We start from the raw sequence: 17,893 nt of genomic DNA, 5'->3' as shown, positions 1-17,893 counted from the left end.
TTGCCGACGGACGCCCGCCCGTGAATTCAGGGTTTCCCTAGGCCGATAGGGGTCATGTATGCTACGTCGCTTGAATTTCCGTTTCCCGACGGGGCCGGCGCCACGGCCACAGCCCGCGCAACCGGCCCCAGGGAACCCATTCCTCCAGCGCCAGTAGCCATGCACGAACAGTATCAGCCCCGCGAAATCGAAGCCGCCGCGCAAGCCCACTGGGACGCGCATAAATCCTTTGAAGTGAGTGAGCAGCCCGGCAAGGACACCTTCTATTGCCTGTCGATGTTCCCCTACCCGAGCGGCAAGCTACACATGGGGCACGTGCGCAACTACACCATCGGCGACGTGATCGCCCGCTACCAGCGCATGCAGGGCAAGAACGTGCTGCAGCCCATGGGCTGGGACGCCTTCGGCATGCCGGCGGAAAACGCCGCGATGAAGAACAACGTCGCGCCCGCCAAGTGGACCTACGAGAACATCGACTACATGAAGTCCCAGCTGAAAAGCCTGGGCCTGGCCATCGACTGGTCCCGTGAAGTCACCACCTGCAAGCCCGACTACTACCGCTGGGAGCAGTGGCTGTTCACCAGGCTGTTCGAGAAGGGCGTGATCTACCGCAAGAACGGCACCGTCAACTGGGACCCGGTGGACCAGACGGTCCTCGCCAACGAGCAGGTCATCGACGGCCGCGGCTGGCGCTCCGGCGCGCTGGTGGAGAAGCGCGAGATCCCGATGTACTACTTCAAGATCACCGCCTACGCGGATGAACTCTTGAGCAGCCTCGACGACCTGGACGGCTGGCCCGAACAGGTCAAGACCATGCAGCGCAACTGGATCGGCAAGTCCCGCGGCATGGAAGTCGCCTTCCCCTACGACCAGGCCAGCATCGGCCAGGACGGTGCGCTGAAGGTCTTCACCACCCGTCCGGACACCCTGCTGGGCGCCACCTACGTCGCCGTCGCCGCCGAGCACCCGCTGGCCACCCTGGCCGTGCAGAAGCTGCCGGCCGACAAGGCCGCCGAGCTGCAGGCCTTCATCGACGAATGCAAGCGCGGCGGCGTCGCCGAGGCCGACATCGCCACCCAGGAGAAGAAGGGCCTGCCCACTCCGCTGTTCGTCGAACACCCGCTGACCGGCGACAAGCTGCCGGTCTGGGTCGCCAACTACGTGCTGATGAACTACGGCGAAGGCGCCGTGATGGCCGTGCCGGCCCACGACGAGCGCGACTTCGCCTTCGCCCACAAGTACGACCTGCCGATCAAGGCGGTGATCCGCACCGCCGCCGGCGACGAGACCCCCACCCCCTGGCAGGACGCCTACAGCGAGCACGGCCAACTGATCAATTCCGGCGAATTCGACGGCCTGGACTACCAGGGCGCCTTCGATGCCATCGAAGTGGCCCTGCAGAAGAAAGGCCTCGGCCAGGCCCGCACCCAGTTCCGCCTGCGCGACTGGGGCATCAGCCGCCAGCGCTACTGGGGCTGCCCGATCCCGATCATCCACTGCCCGAGCTGCGGCGACGTACCGGTGCCGGAAGACCAGCTGCCGGTGGTGCTGCCCGAAGACGTGGTGCCGGACGGCGCCGGCAGCCCGCTGGCGAAGATGCCCGAGTTCTACAGCTGCACCTGCCCGAAATGCGGCACTGCGGCCAAGCGCGAAACCGACACCATGGACACCTTCGTGGAAAGCTCCTGGTACTTCGCCCGCTACGCCTCGCCGAACTACGACAAGGGCATGGTCGACCCGGCCGCGGCCAACCACTGGCTGCCCGTGGACCAGTACATCGGCGGCATCGAGCACGCCATCCTGCACCTGCTCTACGCGCGCTTCTTCCACAAGCTGATGCGCGACGAAGGCCTGGTCAGCTCCGACGAGCCGTTCAAGAACCTGCTGACCCAGGGCATGGTGGTCGCCGAGACTTACTACCGCACCGCCTCCAACGGCGGCAAGGACTGGTTCAACCCGGCCGATGTCGAAGTCGAGCGTGACGCCAAGGCCAAGGTCATTGGCGCCCGCCTGAAGAGCGACGGCCTGCCGGTGGAGATCGGCGGCACCGAGAAGATGTCGAAGTCCAAGAACAACGGCGTCGACCCGCAGGCGATGATCGACCAGTACGGCGCCGACACCTGCCGCCTGTTCATGATGTTCGCCTCGCCGCCGGACATGAGCCTGGAGTGGTCCGACTCCGGCGTCGAAGGTGCCAGCCGCTTCCTGCGCCGTGTCTGGCGCCTGGCCCAGGGCCATGTCGCCGCCGGCCTGCCGGGCGAGCTGAACCGCAGCGCCCTGGACGACGCCCAGAAGGCCGTGCACCGCGCCATCCACCTGGCCATCAAGCAGGCCAGCCAGGATATCGGCCAGTACCACAAGTTCAACACCGCCATCGCAGCCGTGATGACCCTGATGAACGTGCTGGAAAAGGCCCCGCAGGCCAGCGCCGAAGACCGCGCCCTGCTCCAGGAGGGCCTGGAGACCGTGGCCCTGCTGCTGGCCCCCATCACCCCGCACATCAGCCATGTGCTGTGGCACGAACTGGGCCATGCCGACTCCGTCATCGATGCCGCCTGGCCGGCCATCGACGAAGCCGCGCTGGTACAGGACAGCCTGCAACTGGTGGTCCAGGTCAACGGCAAGCTGCGCGGCCATATCGAGGTACCGGCCGATGCCAGCCGCGAAGCCGTGGAAGCCACCGCACGGGCCAACGAGAACGTCCTGCGCTTCACCGACGGCCTGACCATCCGCAAGGTCATCGTGGTGCCCGGCAAACTGGTCAACATAGTCGCCAACTGATCGAAGCCGGCGCCCTCCCGGATGGAGTGGCGCCGGAATGCTCGCCAAGGGGAAAGCAAAACGATGATGAAACGGAATCTGTTGGTCCTGGGCCTCGCCACGCTGCTGAGCGCCTGCGGCTTCCATCTGCGCGGCACCGGCGACGCCGACTTCGCCCTTACCGAACTGGACGTGGCTGCACGCAACCAGTACGGCCAGACCCTGAAGGACGTGCGCAAGGCGCTGGAAGACAATGGCGTCAACGTCCATGCCGGCGCGCCCTACACCCTGGTGCTGGCACGCGAGGACGAGAGCCAGCGCAGCGCCTCCTACACCACGGGCGCCCGCAGTGCCGAGTACGAGCTGACCCAGGTCCTGCAGTACGAGATCCGCGGCAACGACAATCTGCTGCTGATGAACGACAAGCTGACCGTGCAGAAATACTACGTGCACGACAGCAACAACCTGATCGGGTCCGACCAGGAAGCGGCCCAGCTGCGCCAGGAAATGCGCCAGGAAATGGTCCAGCAGATGGTCATGCGCCTGCAGCTGATCACCCCGGCCCAGCTCGACCAGCTGCAGCAGACCGCCGAAGCCAAGGCCAAGGCCGAAGCCGAAGCGGCGGAAGCCGCACGCCAGGCCGAGGAGGCCCAGCAACCGCAGCAATCGCCGCTGCAACTGCCCATCCAGTGAGTACCAGGGGCCGCACCAGCGGCCCCGATCATTTGCGCCTATGAAACTCAACCCCGCACAACTGGGCAAACACCTGCAGGGCCAACTGGTCCCGGTCTACGTGGTCAGCGGCGACGAGCCCCTGCTCTGCCAGGAAGCCTGCGACGCCATTCGCGCCAGCGCCCGCGCGCGGGACTTCAGCGAGCGCCAGGTATTCAACGCCGAAGCCAACTTCGACTGGGGCCTGCTGCTGGAAGCCGGTGCCAGCCTCTCGCTGTTCGCCGAGAAGCGCCTCCTGGAAGTGCGCCTGCCTTCGGGCAAGCCGGGGGACAAGGGCGCCGCCGCGCTGCTGGAGTACCTGGCCCGGCCGCCGGAAGACACCGTGCTGCTGCTGAGCCTGCCCAAGCTCGACGGCAGCACCCAGAAGACCAAATGGGCCAAGGCCCTGATCGACGGGCCGGACGCCCAGTTCATCCAGATCTGGCCCATCGAGGCCCACAACCTGCCGCAATGGATTCGCCAGCGCCTGTCCCAGGCCGGGCTCGCGGCCAACCAGGAAGCGGTGGACCTGATCGCCGCGCGCGTCGAAGGCAACCTGCTGGCGGCCGCCCAGGAGATCGAGAAGCTCAAGCTGCTGGCCGAGGGTGGCCAGGTGGATGCCGCCACTGTCCAGGCGGCAGTGGCCGACAGCGCGCGTTTCGACGTCTTCGGCCTGATCGATGCTGCCCTGAACGGCGAACCGGCCCACACCCTGCGCACCCTGGAGGGCCTGCGCGGCGAAGGCGTGGAACCACCGGTGATCCTCTGGGCCCTGGCCCGCGAGCTGCGCCTGCTGGCAAGCCTCGCCCAGCAGTACAGCCAGGGCGTGCCCCTGGAAAAGGCCTTCGCCGCGGCCCGTCCGCCGGTCTGGGACAAACGCCGCCCGCTGGTCACCCGCGCCCTGCAACGGCACCCGGCATCCCGCTGGAACCAGCTTCTGCTGGATGCCCAGCGCATCGACGCGCAGATCAAGGGCCAGGCACCCGGCGATCCCTGGAACGGCCTTGCCCGCCTCGCCCTGCTGCTGGCTGGCCAGCGGCTGCCGCTGGCGTCCGAATGACTGGACATTTTCTGAGCAGGGGCCGATGATGCGCGCGCCCGCGCCGCTGCGGGCGCCAAGCGAGGACAGTCCATGGCCAAGAAACGCAAGAACGGCGCGCCCAACCGCGCGAAATCCCTGGTAGCCCAACCCCTCTTCCGCTGCCGGCAGGAAAAGCCCCTGAAAGGCAAAGGAAGTTACCGCCGCGAAGCCTCCCATAATTGGGAGGCTTCGTCGCTTATAGCGGCGTGAAAAGGCCGAGACGTGTTAAGGTCGCGGCTGATTCGTCTGCCTCGAGACCCCGGTATGTTCGACGCCCCAGCCCCTGGCCAGATGTTCCGCAGCCTGGCCGTGGCCACCAGCCTTGCCCTGCTTTCCTCCTGCGCCGAAGCGCCCGCCCAGAAGCCCGCCAGCGCGCCCCTGCCCCAGGCCGGCCAACCGGCAGCCAAGGCCGCCACGACGCCGGCACAGACCCCGGTAGTGATGCCGGCCATCAGCTTCAATGACTGGCGCGATGGTTTCCGCCACGAGGCCCTGGCCAACGGCATAGACGCCAACCTCTTCGACCGCGCCTTCGCCGGCGTCACCCCCGACCCCACGGTGATAGCCGCCGACCGCAGCCAGCCCGAATTCACCCGGCCGGTCTGGGAGTACCTGGAAGGCGCCATGTCGCCCTACCGGGTGCGCAAGGGTCAGGCCCTGATGGCCGAACACGCGGCAACCCTGGACGCCATCGAGCAGCGCTTCGGCGTGGACCGCGAGCCGCTGGTGGCCATCTGGGGCATGGAAAGCAGCTTCGGCCAGTTCATGGGCGACAAGTCGGTGATCCGCTCCCTGGCCACCCTGGCCTATGAAGGCCGCCGCCCGGCCTTCGCCCATGAGCAATTGCTGGCCGCCCTGCAGATCCTCCAGCACGGCGATATCCAGCCGGCCAGCATGCTCGGCTCCTGGGCCGGCGCCATGGGCCAGACCCAGTTCATCCCCACTACCTACAACAGCCACGCCGTGGACTTCGACGGCGACGGCCGCCGCGATATCTGGAATTCCTCGGCCGATGCCCTGGCCTCCGCCGCGCATTACCTGCAGGCCTCCGGCTGGCGCAAGGGCCAGCCCGCGGCGCTGCAGGCGCAGCTGCCCGACGGTTTCGACTACGCCCATGCCGACGCGGATATCCGCAAGTCGGTGGCGCAATGGCAGGCCATGGGCGTGCAGCTCGGCCCGCAATCCGCCCGGCTGGGCGGAGAGTCCGCCTCCCTGCTGCTGCCGGCCGGCCATCGCGGTCCGGCCTTCCTGGTGCTGGACAATTTCCGCGCCATCCTCAAGTACAACAACTCCTCGTCCTACGCCCTCGCCGTCAGCCTGCTGGGCGAGCGCTTCGACGGCGCCGGCCAGATCGCCGGCAACTGGCCGCGCGACGAGCGCCCGCTGAGCCGCAGCGAGCGGGTGGAGCTGCAGGAGTCCCTGAACGCCGCCGGCTACAGCCCCGGCACCGCAGACGGCATCATCGGCGCCAACACCCGCAAGGCCATCCGCGGCTACCAGCAGCGCCTGGGCTGGCCGGCGGATGGCTTCCCGACCCAGAAGCTGCTGGAGAACCTGCGCCACCAATAGAATGGGTCACACGACCTGCCCTCAGGCACGGCGAGCGGCCCCGCCTGGTGGAAATCGCTTTGCGATTTCCACCCTGCATCCGGTTTTCCCGGCCCAGCAGGGGCAAACCCATTCGCCACGCCGTGCAGGGTGGATAACGCTCTTTTATCCACCATGGGCGCCAGCCTGGTGGACAGAAAAGCGCTGTCCACGAGCGCCCGCCTCCAGACGGCCGCCAGCTCGGGCAGACACCTTTGTGATACACTGCGCCACCCCCTTTGCCCCAGCGGCAGCCCCCCAGAGCCTCTCGCGGAGCCAGATTTCCGATGTCCGATACAGACTCGTCCAAACCCGTCGCCAGCGGCGAAAAGTTCCGTACCGCTCAGGGCATCACCGCGATCAAGGATGGCCAGAAGCGCCGCGCCTCGGCAGAACCCCAGGTATTCGAACCCAAGCCCAAGTGGCTGCGGGTCAAGGCGCCGGGCGGCAGCCGCTTCGACGCGGTAAAGCGCAATGTCGGCGAACATCGCCTGAGCACCGTGTGCCAGGAATCGCACTGCCCGAACATGGGTGAATGCTGGTCCAACGGCACCGCCACCATCATGCTGATGGGCTCGGTGTGCACCCGTGCCTGCCGCTTCTGCGCCGTGGACACCGGTAACCCCAACGGCTGGCTGGATCAGGAAGAGCCGCAGAACACCGCCAAGTCGGTGGAGCTGATGGCCTTGCGCTATATCGTGCTGACATCGGTGGATCGCGACGACCTCGACGATGGCGGCGCCGGCCACTACGCCGCCTGCGTGCGCGCCATCAAGGAGCGCACGCCGCAGGTGGTCGTGGAAGCCCTGACCCCGGATTTCAACGGCGACCACGAGGCCATCGAGCGGGTAGTGGACTCCGGCCTGGAGGTGTTCGCGCAGAACGTCGAGACGGTCAAGCGCCTCACCCATGTGGTGCGCGACCCGCGCGCCGGCTACGAGAAGACCTTGCGTGTGCTGGAGCATGCCAAGCGCCACCGCCCGGACGTGCTGACCAAGACCAGCCTGATGCTGGGACTGGGCGAGACCGACGAGGAAGTCATCGAAACCATGGACGACCTGCGCGCCATAGGCGTCGACATCCTCACCCTCGGCCAGTACCTGCAGCCCACCCGCAACCACCTGACGGTCAAGCGCTGGGTCAGCCCGGAGGAGTTCAACCGCTTCCGCGATATCGGCCTGCAGAAGGGCTTCATGGAAGTCGCAGCCGGCCCGCTGGTGCGCTCCAGCTACAGGGCCGACCGGGTGTTCGAGAAGAACAACCTGGGCTTGGCGGCGCCGGCTCCGGTACCGGGCCAGCCCGTCGACTCGAGCATCATTCCGACACTCAACCTGGGTTGAGCAGGAACTGCCCAGCCCGCTCCCGAGGGAGAGGGCTGGGGTGATTGCAGAGAGTAATCGGACGCGATCAAACGAAACGGCCTCCTCTCCCGATGGAAGAGGGGGCCGTCGTTTTTCCGGGAACGTCTTTCTACTGCGTATAGCCCAGCCGCCGGCGCAGGGCCTGCTCCAGGTGCTGCGCCACCTCATCGAGCTGCGGCGGCGTCTCCAGCAGGTCCTTGAGCTGCACCATCTTCAGCCCGGCGTAGCCGCAGGGGTTGATCCGCCAGAAGGGCGACATGTCCATATCCACGTTGAGCGCCAGGCCGTGGAAGGAGCAGCCCCGGCTGACCCGCAGCCCCAGCGAGGCGATCTTGTCGCCTTCGACATAGACGCCGGGGGCATCCGCCCTGGGCGCCGCCTCGACGCCATAGGCAGCCAGCACATCGACCAGGCTCTGCTCCATGGCCGTGACCAGTTCGCGCACGCCCAGTCCCAGGCGGCGCAGGTCCAGCATCAGATAGGCCACCAGCTGGCCGGGGCCATGGTAGGTGACCTGGCCACCGCGCTCGACCTGGATCACCGGGATGTCTCCCGGCGCCAGCAGATGCTCGGCCTTGCCGGCCTGGCCCTGGGTGAACACCCGGGGATGCTGCAGCAGCCAGATTTCGTCGGGTGTCCGTTCGTCCCGCTCGGTGGTCAGGCGGCGCATCGCCTCCAGGGTCGGCAGGTAGTCCACCAGCCCCAGATGGCGCACGATGAGTTCGGCAGGTGCCACTAGAGCACCATGTGCACGCGGCCGGTGGCACGCAGGTCGACGTGGATCGCCTGCAGCTGGTCGACGCTGGTCGCGGTGATCAGTACCTGCACCGAGAGGAAGCGGCCATTGCGGCTGTCGCGCACCACCAGGGTGGCGGCATCGAGATCGGGCGCGTGACGCTGGACGATCTCGATCACCAGGTCGGAGAAGCCATCGAAGGAGTCGCCTATCACCTTGATGGGATAGCGCTCGCAGGGAAACTCGATTTTCGGGGGTTGTACGTCAGGAGTATCGGTCATGGCGGCGGCGGACTCGTGATCCGCGATGCGGACGCCCCGGACCCGGTCAGGGCACGAGGCGTCGGCTCAGTAGGTCAGTTGAACAGGCCGTAGAAGAACAGGCGAATGCTATCCCACAGGCGGCGGAAGAAGCCACCTTCCTCGACGGTTTCCAGGGCGATCAGGTCAGCGCTGTGCACCACCTGGTCTTCCATCTTGACCTCCACCTTGCCGATCACGTCGCCCTGCTTGATGGGGGCGATCAGCTGCGGGTTGAGGGTCATGCTGGCCTGCAGTTTCTTCGCCTGGCCTTTGGGCAGGGTCAGGGTCAGGTCCTGGGCCAGGCCGGCCTTGGCTTCACGGGTCGCGCCCTTCCACACCTGGGCTTTGGCCAGTTCGGCGCCCTTCTGGTAGAAGGTCTGGGTTTCGAAGAAGCGGAAACCGTAGGTCAGCAGCTTCTGGGTCTCGGCGGCGCGGGCCTGTTCGCTGTTGGTGCCGAACACCACGGCGATCAGGCGCATGTTGTCACGCACGGCGGAGGCCACCAGGCAGTAGCCGGCTTCGTCGGTGTGGCCGGTCTTCAGGCCGTCGACGGTCTTGTCACGCCACAGCAGCAGGTTGCGGTTGGGCTGCTTGATGTTGTTCCAGAAGAACTCCTTCTGGGAGTAGATGGCGTAGTGGGCCGGGTCTTCGTAGATGATCGCGCGGGCCAGTTTCGCCATGTCGTGGGCACTGGCGTAGTGCTCCGGGTCCGGCAGGCCGGTGGCGTTCATGAAGTGGCTGTTGGTCATGCCGAGCTTTTCGGCAGTGGTGTTCATCATGTCGGCGAAGGCGTCTTCGCTGCCGGCGATGTGCTCGGCCACGGCCACGCTGGCATCGTTGCCCGACTGGATGATGATGCCGTGCAGCAGGTCGCTCAGGGTCACCTGGGTGTTGACCTGGACGAACATGCGCGAACCGCCGGTACGCCAGGCGTGCTCGCTGATGGTCACCGGGTCGTTCTCGCCGATCTGGCCCTTGCGGATTTCCAGGGTGGCGATATAGGCGGTCATCAGCTTGGTCAGGCTGGCCGGGGGCAGGCGCTGGTCACCGTTGTTCTCCACCAGCACCTGTCCGCTCTGGGCGTCCATCAGCACGTAGGACTTGGCGGCCAGTTGCGGTGCCGACGGGATGACCTGCTGGGCCGCCATGGAGACCGGCGCGACGATGAGCAGGGCTGCGGGCAGTAATAGGCGTTTGGCGAAGCTGAAGATGTTCATCCGTCTCTCTGAGAAGTAGCTAATGGTCTAACAGGCCCTTGCGGGCAAATAAGAGAAGCCGTCAATCCGGCTTCACCAGGGTTGGTTGGCCGAGATTGGCCAGGCGCACGGTATTCTGCATTTCCTGCACCTCACCCTGAGTTCCGATCGGCCCCAGGCGTACCCGGTGCAGTATCTGCTGGTTGCGCACGACCGAGCTGATGAAGACCGGGGCACTCACCGTCCCGCTCAGCTTGGCCTTGAGGAGTTCCGCAGCGTCCGGATTGGCGAAGGCGCCCACCTGGAGATACAGGCCAGAGGCTGCGAGTGAATCGTTTTTTTTTGCGTCGATCTGCACGGGCAGGACGGCGGCGGCGTGTTGCTGCGGCGGCGGGGTGTACTGCTCGATCGGTGCGCTGGCCACCTGGACCGCCGCCTGCGGCCGGGCCTGGGGCTTGGCGGCCATTTTCGGCTGCGCCAGCACCATGGGCACCGGACGGCCCTGGGCGGCCCACCATTGCTGGGGATCGATGCCTTCCACCTTGACGTGCGCGGTGCCGGATTCGGCATAACCGAGCTTCTTCGCCGCAGCGAAGGACAGGTCGATGATGCGGTCGGAATAGAAGGGGCCGCGGTCATTGACCCGCAGGATCACACTGCGCCCGTTGTCCAGGTTGGTCACGCGGACGTAGCTCGGCAGCGGCAGGGTCTTGTGCGCGGCAGTCATGCCGTAGAGGTCATAGGCCTCGCCGTTGGCGGTGGCCTGGCCATGGAACTTGGTGCCGTACCAGGATGCGGTACCCACCGCCTGGTAGCGGCGCGCGTCGTTCATCGGGTAGTAGGTCTTGCCCAGCACCGTGTAGGGATTGGCCTTGACCGCGCCGTAGTGCGGCATGGGCACGGCATCGGGAATGCGCGAGACGTCGACGTCCCACCAGGGCGCGCCGTCCTTGTGCGGACGCGAATAGTTGCCGGGACCGGAAATCGGCCCGCCGGGTTGGACCGGCTCCGGCGCGCGGCTGCTCGAGCAGCTGGCCAGCAACAATGCTACGGCGCCGTATACGGCGACTCTTATCGGTTGTGGCATCGGTTAACGCCCGCCCCTTGCGTTGACCAGCTGTTCGGAAAGCTGATGCACGGCCATGGCGTACATCACGCTGCGATTGTAGCGGGTTATGACGTAGAAGTTCGGCAATCCCATCCAGTACTCCGCTCCCTCGTCACCCTCCAGCCTGAAGGCCGTGACCGGCACATCATCGCGCAGTGCGTCGCTGCTTGCCCAGCCCAGCGTCCTAAGATCGCCGACGTTCTTCACCGGGTCCAGCCCCTGGGTCAACCCTTCGTCGACTCGCACGCCCCGGACCTGGGCCCGGCTGACCACCGGACCGCCGGAAACCCAGCCATGGCGCTTGAAGTAGCTGGCGACACTGCCGATGGCATCCACCGGGTTGTTCCAGATATCGATATGGCCGTCGCCGTCGAAATCCACGGCGTAGGCACGGAAGCTGCTCGGCATGAACTGTGGCAGGCCCATGGCGCCGGCGTAGGAGCCCTTGAGCACCAGCGGGTCGACCTGTTCCTCGCGGGCCAGCAGGAGGAATTCCTTGAGCTGCTTGCGGAAGAAGTCGGCACGCGGCGGGTAGTCGAAGCCCAGGGTGGACAGGGCGTCGATCACGCGGAAGTTGCCGGTGTTACCGCCATAGAAGGTCTCGACGCCGATGATCGCCACTATCATCTGGGCCGGTACGCCGTATTCCTTCTCGGCACGAGCCAGGGCATCGGCGTGCTGGTTCCAGAAATTGACGCCTTTCTGGATGCGCGCCGGGGTGATGAAGATCGGACGGTATTCCTTCCACGGCTTGACCCGCTCGGCAGGGCGGGAGATGGCGTCGAGAATCGACTGCTTGCGCTCCACCTCACGGAACAGGTCCACCAGCTGCTCGCCGGCGAAGCCGTAGTCACGGGTCATCTCGGCGACGAACTCGGCCACCTGCGGCGATCCCTCATAGTCCCCGGAAAGTGCCGGTGCGGCTGCCCCCAGCAGTCCGACCAGGGCCGCTCCGCCAGCGCCCAACTGCATCCACTTGCGCAGTGCTTTCAAATCGTTCACTCGTTTCAAACCTGGGCGATCCACTTGCGATGGGTATGAATCGCCATCAATACCCCGAACCCGGACAGCAGCGTCACCAGGTGGGTTCCGCCGTAGCTGATGAAGGGCAGGGGTACCCCCACGACCGGCAAGAGTCCGCTGACCATGCCGATGTTGACGAACACGTATACGAAGAAGGTCATGGTCAGGCTGCCCGCCAGCAGCTTGCCGAACAGGGTCTGGGCCTGGGCGGTGATCACCAGGCCGCGGCCGATCAGGAGCAGGTAGACCAACAGCAGCAGGCAGGCGCCCACCAGGCCGAACTCTTCGCCGAGGACCGCAATGATAAAGTCCGTGTGGCTTTCGGGCAAAAAATCCAGGTGCGACTGGGTGCCCAGCAGCCAGCCCTTGCCGAACACCCCGCCCGAACCGATGGCCGCCTTCGACTGGATGATGTTCCAGCCGGTACCCAGCGGGTCGCTCTCCGGGTCGAGGAAGGTCAGCACCCGCTGCTTCTGGTAGTCGTGCAGCACGAAGTACCACATGGCGACCGCGATGGGCACCACGGCCGCCACCGCGCCGAGGATCCAGCGCCACTGCAGGCCGGCCATGAAGAGCACGAAGGCGCCCGAGGCGAGGATCAGCATCGCGGTGCCGAGATCGGGCTGCTTCAGGATCAGCACGAAGGGGACCAGGATCAGCACCAGGCTGATGGCGATGTGCCTGAGCTTGGGCGGCAGGTTGTGCCGCGACAGGTACCAGGCGATGGTCGCCGGCATGATGATCTTCATGAATTCCGAAGGCTGGAAACGGATGACGCCGGGAATGTTGATCCAGCGCGTCGCCCCCATGGCGGTGTGGCCCATGACCTCCACCGCCATCAGCAGGGCCACGCCCACCACGTAGCCCAGGGGCACCCAGCGCGCCATGAAGCGCGGTTCGAACTGGGCGATGACGATCATGGCGCCGAGCCCCAGCCCGAACGAGCTGGCCTGCTTCATCAACAGCTCCCAGTGCTTGCCGCTGGCCGAATAGAGGACGAACAGGCTGCCGGCGGCCAGCAACAGGAGGATCAGCAGCAGCCAGCCATCGATGTGCATGCGCTGCAGCAGGGTGGCACGGCGCTTGAGCACGTCCTCCTGGGAGATGGTGCGATCGAAGTTGCTGTTCATCGGTTGGCGCTCTGCTGCTCAGCCAGCGGCTGCGGTGGGCGGAACTCGGGTTTCAACTGGCCGTCTTCGCCGAGCAGCCAGGCATCCATCACCTGCTTGACCACCGGGGCGGCGACGCCGGAACCGGACTCGCCGTTCTCCACCATCACCGCCACGGCGATCTTCGGGTCGTCGGCGGGGGCGAAGGCGACGAACAGGGCGTGGTCGCGATGGCGCTCCTGAAGCTTGTTGCGGTCGTACTTCTCGCCCTGCTTGATGGCCACCACCTGGGCGGTACCGGACTTGCCGGCGATGCGGTAGACCGACTTGGCCCCTACCTTGTGCGCGGTGCCGCGGGCGCCGTGGACCACCTGTTCCATGCCGACGCGGCCGTAGTCCCAGTATTTCGGGTCGCGCAGGACGATGTCCGGCATCGGGCTCGGGTCCACCGGCAACTGGCCTTCGATGGTCTTGGCCAGGTGCGGGCGGATCCACTTGCCACGGTTGGCCATCAGCGCCGCGGCCTGGGCCAGTTGCAGCGGCGTGGCCTGCATGTAGCCCTGGCCGATGCCGAGGATCAGGGTTTCCCCCGGATACCAGGCCTGGCGGTAGCGGGCACGTTTCCACTCGCGGGACGGCATCAGGCCGGCCGATTCCTCGAACATGTCCAGGGCCACGCGCTGGCCGAAGCCGAAGCGGCTCATGTAGTCGTGCAGCCGATCTATGCCCATCTTGTGCGCAAGATCGTAGAAGTAGGTGTCATTCGACCGCATGATCGCGGTTTCCATATTCACCCAGCCGTCACCGGAGCGGTTCCAGTTGCGGTACTTGTGGTCGTAGTTCGGCAGCTGGTAGAAACCCGGATCGAAGACCCGCGAAGCCGGGGTCACCACGCCGGCGTCCAGGCCGGACACCGCCACCATCGGCTTGATGGTCGAGCCCGGCGGGTAGAGGCCGCGCAGCACCCGGTTGTACAGCGGCCGGTCGATGGAGTCGCGCAGCTCGGCATAGGCCTTGAAGCTGATGCCGGTGACGAAGGGATTGGGGTCGAAGCTCGGCTGGCTGACCATGGCCAGCACATCTCCGCTGGACGGCTCGATGGCGACGATGGCGCCACGGCGGCCGGCCAGGGCCTGCTCGGCGGCCTCCTGCAGGCGCACATCGAGGGTCAGCACCAGGTCCCTGCCGGGCCTGGGGTCGGTGCGCTTGAGCACCCGCAGCACCCGGCCACGGGCATTGGTCTCGACTTCCTCGTAGCCCACCTCGCCGTGCAGCTGCGCTTCGTAGAAGCGCTCGATGCCGGTCTTGCCGATATGGTGGGTACCGGCGTAGTTGGTCGGATCGAGCTGCTTGAGCTCCTTCTCGTTGATCCGCCCCACATAGCCCACCGAATGGGCGAAATGCGCACCCTGCGGGTAGTGCCGCACCAGCTGCGCCACCACTTCCACACCGGGCAGGCGGAATTGGTTCACCGCGATCCTGGCGATCTGCTCTTCGGTGAGTTCGAAGAGGATGGGCACAGGTTCAAAGGGCCTTCGCCCCTGTTTCATGCGCTTTTCGAACAGCGCACGGTCATCCGGAGTCAGCTGCAGCACCTCGACGATCACATCCAGGGTCTTCTGCCAGTCGCCGCCGCGTTCGCGGGTGACGCTGAGGCTGAAGCTGGGCCGGTTGTCGGCGATGATCACGCCATTGCGGTCGAAGATCAGCCCACGGGTGGGCGGAATCGGCTGCACGTGGATTCGATTCTTCTCGGACTGGGCCGAGTGGTACTCGTACTGGATCACCTGCAGGTAATACAGGCGGGCGATCAGCGCGCAGGTCAGCATCAATACCGCCACCGCGCCCACGATTACCCGCTGGCGCACCAGGCGTGCGTCCTTTTCGTGGTCTTTCAGGCGAATCGGTTGCGGCATGACCAGGGCTTACTTGTGGTAGGGGTGGCCGGACAGCACGGTCCAGGCTCGGTAGATCTGCTCGCCGATGAGGATGCGGACCAAGGGATGCGGCAGCGTCAGCGGCGACAGCGACCAGCGCTGCTCGCTGCGGGCGCAGACCTCCGGCGCCAGCCCTTCCGGGCCGCCGACCATGAGGTTCACGGTGCGCGAATCCAGGCGCCAGCGATCCAGCTCGGCCGCCAGCTGCTCGGTGCTCCAGGGCCGACCTTGGACTTCCAGGGTGACGATGCGTTCCCCCGGCTGCACCTTGGCCAGCATGGCCTCGCCCTCCTGGCGGATCATCCTTGCGACGTCGGCGTTCTTGCCGCGCGTGGTCAGGGGGATTTCCACCAGCTCCAGGCTGAGCTCGGACGGCAGGCGCTTGACGTACTCGTGCCAGCCCTCTTCCACCCAGCGCGGCATGCGCGTGCCGACCGCGATAAGACGAAGACGCAAGGGATGCCCCGCTTACTCGTGGTGGTGGTGGGCGCGGCTCTGCTCGGCGCCTTGCCACAGGCGCTCCAGGTCGTAGAACTGGCGGGTGGCCACCTGCATCACGTGCACCACCACATCGCCCAGGTCCAGCAGGGCCCATTCACCGCCGTCCAGGCCTTCGCTGCCCAGCGGGCGCACGCCTTTTTCCTTGACCTTCTCCAGCACGTTTTCGGCCATGGACTTCACATGGCGACCGGAGGTGCCGCTGGCGATCACCATGAAATCGGTGATGCTGGTCTTGCCACGCACGTCGATGGTGGTGATTTCCTGACCCTTCAGGTCTTCCAGGGCCGCGATGGCGACCTTGACGAGTTCTTCGTTTTGCATCGGGTTCAACTACCTCAGTGAATCAGTTCGGCGCACGGTACAGATCGTGCGCATGGATGTAGGCCAATACGGCGTCGGGCACGAGAAAGCGCACCGAGCGCCCCTCCCCCAGCAATTGGCGGATCTGGGTGGCGGAAATCGCCAGGGGCGTCTGCCAGACGAAGGCGATCTGTCCGGACGGTCCCTGCAGGGCGTGCGGGTCGGCCGCGCTGCGCGCGGCCAGCAGGTCGCGCAGGGTTTCCGGCGGCTCGCTGTCGGCATCGGGGCGCTGCAGGACCAGGATGTGGCAGTGGTCCAGCAGCTCGCTCCAGCGATGCCAGGTCGGCAGCCCGCAGAAGGCGTCCCAGCCCACCAGCAGGAACAACTGGTCCTCGGCGTCCAGCTCGGCGCGCAGGGACTCCAGGGTCTCGATGGTCCAGGACGGCCGCTCGCGCTTGAGCTCGCGATCGTCCACCGCCAGCGGCACGACGCCTTCGACCGCCAGCCGGACCATCTCCAGGCGCTGGCTTGCCGACACCTGCGGAGTCTCGCGATGCGGCGGACGCGCGCTGGGGATCAGGCGCAATTCGTCGAAGCCGAACTGCTCGGCCACTTCCAGGGCACCCCGCAGGTGACCTATGTGCACGGGATCGAAGGTGCCGCCGAAGAGGCCGATGCGCTTGCCCATCAGGTGCGTACGTGACCGTCGCCGAAGACCACGTACTTCTCGCTGGTCAGGCCTTCCAGGCCGACCGGGCCACGAGCGTGCAGCTTGTCGGTGGAAATGCCGATCTCCGCCCCCAGGCCGTACTCGAAGCCATCGGCGAAGCGGGTCGAGGCATTGACCATCACCGAAGCGGAATCCACCTCGGTGAGGAAGCGCCGCGCGTCGCTGAAGTTCTCGGTGATGATGGCGTCGGTGTGCTGCGAGCCGTAGGTGTTGATGTGTTCGATGGCCTGGTCGAGGCCGTCGACGATGCGGATCGAGAGGATCGGCGCGTTGTATTCGGTGCGCCAGTCTTCCTCGGTCGTTTCCAGCACGTCGTTGCCCAGCAGCGCGCGGGTGGCGGCATCGCCACGCAGTTCCACGCCCTTGTCGCGGTAGATGGCGGCCAGCGGCGGCAGTACGCGCTCGGCGATGCCGCTGTGCACCAGCAGGGTTTCCATGGTGTTGCACGGCGCGTAGCGCTGGGTCTTGGCGTTGTCCGCCACGCGGATCGCCTTGTCCAGGTCGGCGGCGACGTCGATATAGACGTGGCAGATGCCGTCCAGGTGCTTGATCACCGGCACCTTGGCTTCGCGGCTGATGCGCTCGATCAGGCCCTTGCCGCCGCGCGGAACGATCACGTCGACGTATTCCGGCATGCTGATCAGCGCGCCCACGGCGGCACGGTCGGTGGTTTCCACCACTTGCACCAGCTCGCTGGGCAGGCCGGCCTCGGCCAGGCCCTTCTGGATGCAGGCGGCGATGGCCTGATTGGAATGGATGGCCTCGGAGCCGCCGCGCAGGATGGTGGCGTTGCCGGATTTCAGGCACAGGCTGGCGGCATCGATGGTCACGTTGGGACGCGACTCGTAGATGATGCCGATCACGCCCAGCGGCACACGCATCTTGCCTACCTGGATACCGGACGGCAGGTAACGCATGTCACGGATCTCGCCGATGGGGTCGGGCAGGGTGGCGACCTGACGCAGGCCCTCGATCATGTCGTCGATGCGCGCCGGGGTCAGGGCCAGGCGGTCGAGCATGGCTGGCTCCAGGCCATTGGCCCGGCCATTGGCCAGGTCCTGCTCGTTGGCGGCGGACAGCTCGCCACGGGCGGCGTCCAGGGCATCGGCGGCAGCCAGCAGGGCGCGGTTCTTCTGCGCGGTGCTGGCACGGGCGGCCACGCGCGAGGCGGCGCGTGCGGCGCGGCCCAGGCGGGTCATGTAATCGAGAACGGACTCGGTCATGGTCTCGGGTTCTGGCGAAGGGAAAGCGGCTGATTATAGCGACCGCGCTCGTCCGCGCCCAGCGGCGCCGGGCGGATGGTAGACGGGCCACCTAGCGGTAACGACAGAGCCCCCCCGCCCTGGCGGGCCGCGGCCGGGAAGGTGACACCCGGCCGGCCCCGCCGCTCGAAGGTTGGGTAACCAAAGGCGGCCGCGCCGTTTACCTTGCCTTCGCAGTCGTCGCAGAAG

Annotated in this window: 17 protein-coding genes; 6 read left to right on the top strand and 11 right to left on the bottom strand. The window is 66.4% G+C overall.

The window, feature by feature from the left end:
* Positions 1-159: 159 nt before the first annotated feature.
* The 6 genes from leuS (at position 160) to lipA (ending at position 7,479) form a co-directional block, all read left to right on the top strand.
* On the top strand, positions 160-2,781 hold the full coding sequence (gene leuS / locus ACFPU0_RS19885; RefSeq protein WP_377694995.1) for a leucine--tRNA ligase: 2,622 nt from the start codon (positions 160-162) through the stop codon (positions 2,779-2,781).
* Between the two features lie 63 nt (positions 2,782-2,844).
* Positions 2,845-3,453 (top strand): LPS assembly lipoprotein LptE, encoded by a 609-nt coding sequence (lptE, locus tag ACFPU0_RS19880; protein WP_377694994.1) that lies wholly within the window; start codon positions 2,845-2,847, stop codon positions 3,451-3,453.
* 40 nt (positions 3,454-3,493) lie between these two features.
* Positions 3,494-4,531, top strand: a complete 1,038-nt coding sequence (gene holA / locus ACFPU0_RS19875) for a DNA polymerase III subunit delta (protein ID WP_377694993.1) — start codon at positions 3,494-3,496, stop codon at positions 4,529-4,531.
* Between the two features lie 72 nt (positions 4,532-4,603).
* Positions 4,604-4,762, top strand: coding sequence for an alternative ribosome rescue factor ArfA (arfA, locus tag ACFPU0_RS19870; RefSeq protein WP_377694991.1), 159 nt, complete (start codon positions 4,604-4,606; stop codon positions 4,760-4,762).
* 54 nt (positions 4,763-4,816) lie between these two features.
* A complete protein-coding gene (locus ACFPU0_RS19865) occupies positions 4,817-6,121 on the top strand; it encodes a lytic murein transglycosylase (RefSeq protein WP_377694990.1) in 1,305 nt (434 codons plus the stop codon).
* A 305-nt stretch (positions 6,122-6,426) separates the two neighbouring features.
* Entirely contained in the window at positions 6,427-7,479 is a 1,053-nt protein-coding gene (gene lipA, locus ACFPU0_RS19860; protein ID WP_377694989.1) for a lipoyl synthase, read from the top strand.
* A 130-nt stretch (positions 7,480-7,609) separates the two neighbouring features.
* Here the strand turns inward: lipA and lipB are convergent, their stop codons facing one another.
* From lipB to ACFPU0_RS19805, 11 genes are all read right to left on the bottom strand, one after another.
* The gene (gene lipB, locus ACFPU0_RS19855) at positions 7,610-8,236 is read right to left on the bottom strand and encodes a lipoyl(octanoyl) transferase LipB (protein ID WP_377694988.1); all 627 of its coding nucleotides are present in this window, start codon (positions 8,234-8,236) and stop codon (positions 7,610-7,612) included.
* Positions 8,236-8,517, bottom strand: coding sequence for a DUF493 domain-containing protein (locus ACFPU0_RS19850; protein ID WP_377694987.1), 282 nt, complete (start codon positions 8,515-8,517; stop codon positions 8,236-8,238). Before ACFPU0_RS19850 ends, lipB begins: the two co-directional genes overlap by 1 nt.
* 74 nt (positions 8,518-8,591) lie before the next feature.
* Positions 8,592-9,755, bottom strand: coding sequence for a D-alanyl-D-alanine carboxypeptidase family protein (locus ACFPU0_RS19845; RefSeq protein ID WP_377694986.1), 1,164 nt, complete (start codon positions 9,753-9,755; stop codon positions 8,592-8,594).
* Between the two features lie 61 nt (positions 9,756-9,816).
* Positions 9,817-10,821 carry a septal ring lytic transglycosylase RlpA family protein gene (locus tag ACFPU0_RS19840; protein WP_377694985.1) on the bottom strand — a complete coding sequence of 335 codons (1,005 nt, stop codon included), beginning with the start codon at positions 10,819-10,821 and terminating at the stop codon, positions 9,817-9,819.
* 3 nt (positions 10,822-10,824) lie between these two features.
* Positions 10,825-11,814 carry a lytic murein transglycosylase B gene (gene mltB / locus ACFPU0_RS19835; protein WP_377695161.1) on the bottom strand — a complete coding sequence of 330 codons (990 nt, stop codon included), beginning with the start codon at positions 11,812-11,814 and terminating at the stop codon, positions 10,825-10,827.
* A gap of 35 nt (positions 11,815-11,849) precedes the next feature.
* On the bottom strand, positions 11,850-12,995 hold the full coding sequence (gene rodA / locus ACFPU0_RS19830) for a rod shape-determining protein RodA (RefSeq protein WP_377694984.1): 1,146 nt from the start codon (positions 12,993-12,995) through the stop codon (positions 11,850-11,852).
* Positions 12,992-14,890, bottom strand: a complete 1,899-nt coding sequence (gene mrdA, locus ACFPU0_RS19825) for a penicillin-binding protein 2 (protein ID WP_377694983.1) — start codon at positions 14,888-14,890, stop codon at positions 12,992-12,994. The genes rodA and mrdA overlap by 4 nt, the downstream gene beginning before the upstream one ends.
* 9 nt (positions 14,891-14,899) lie before the next feature.
* On the bottom strand, positions 14,900-15,367 hold the full coding sequence (rlmH, locus tag ACFPU0_RS19820) for a 23S rRNA (pseudouridine(1915)-N(3))-methyltransferase RlmH (protein WP_044872302.1): 468 nt from the start codon (positions 15,365-15,367) through the stop codon (positions 14,900-14,902).
* A gap of 12 nt (positions 15,368-15,379) precedes the next feature.
* Positions 15,380-15,733, bottom strand: a complete 354-nt coding sequence (rsfS, locus tag ACFPU0_RS19815; RefSeq protein WP_377694981.1) for a ribosome silencing factor — start codon at positions 15,731-15,733, stop codon at positions 15,380-15,382.
* A gap of 22 nt (positions 15,734-15,755) precedes the next feature.
* Positions 15,756-16,400 (bottom strand): nicotinate-nucleotide adenylyltransferase, encoded by a 645-nt coding sequence (nadD, locus tag ACFPU0_RS19810; RefSeq protein WP_377694979.1) that lies wholly within the window; start codon positions 16,398-16,400, stop codon positions 15,756-15,758.
* Positions 16,400-17,665: a glutamate-5-semialdehyde dehydrogenase gene (locus ACFPU0_RS19805; RefSeq protein WP_377694978.1), complete on the bottom strand. Its 1,266-nt coding sequence runs from the start codon at positions 17,663-17,665 to the stop codon at positions 16,400-16,402. The genes nadD and ACFPU0_RS19805 overlap by 1 nt, the downstream gene beginning before the upstream one ends.
* Positions 17,666-17,893 lie beyond the last annotated feature (228 nt).

The sequence above is a fragment of the Pseudomonas sp. GCM10022186 genome, from assembly GCF_042656385.1.
Taxonomy (GTDB): Bacteria; Pseudomonadota; Gammaproteobacteria; order Pseudomonadales; family Pseudomonadaceae; genus Metapseudomonas.
The sequence above is the reverse complement of the archived record's forward strand: the minus strand, read 5'-3'. Positions and strand labels throughout refer to the sequence as shown.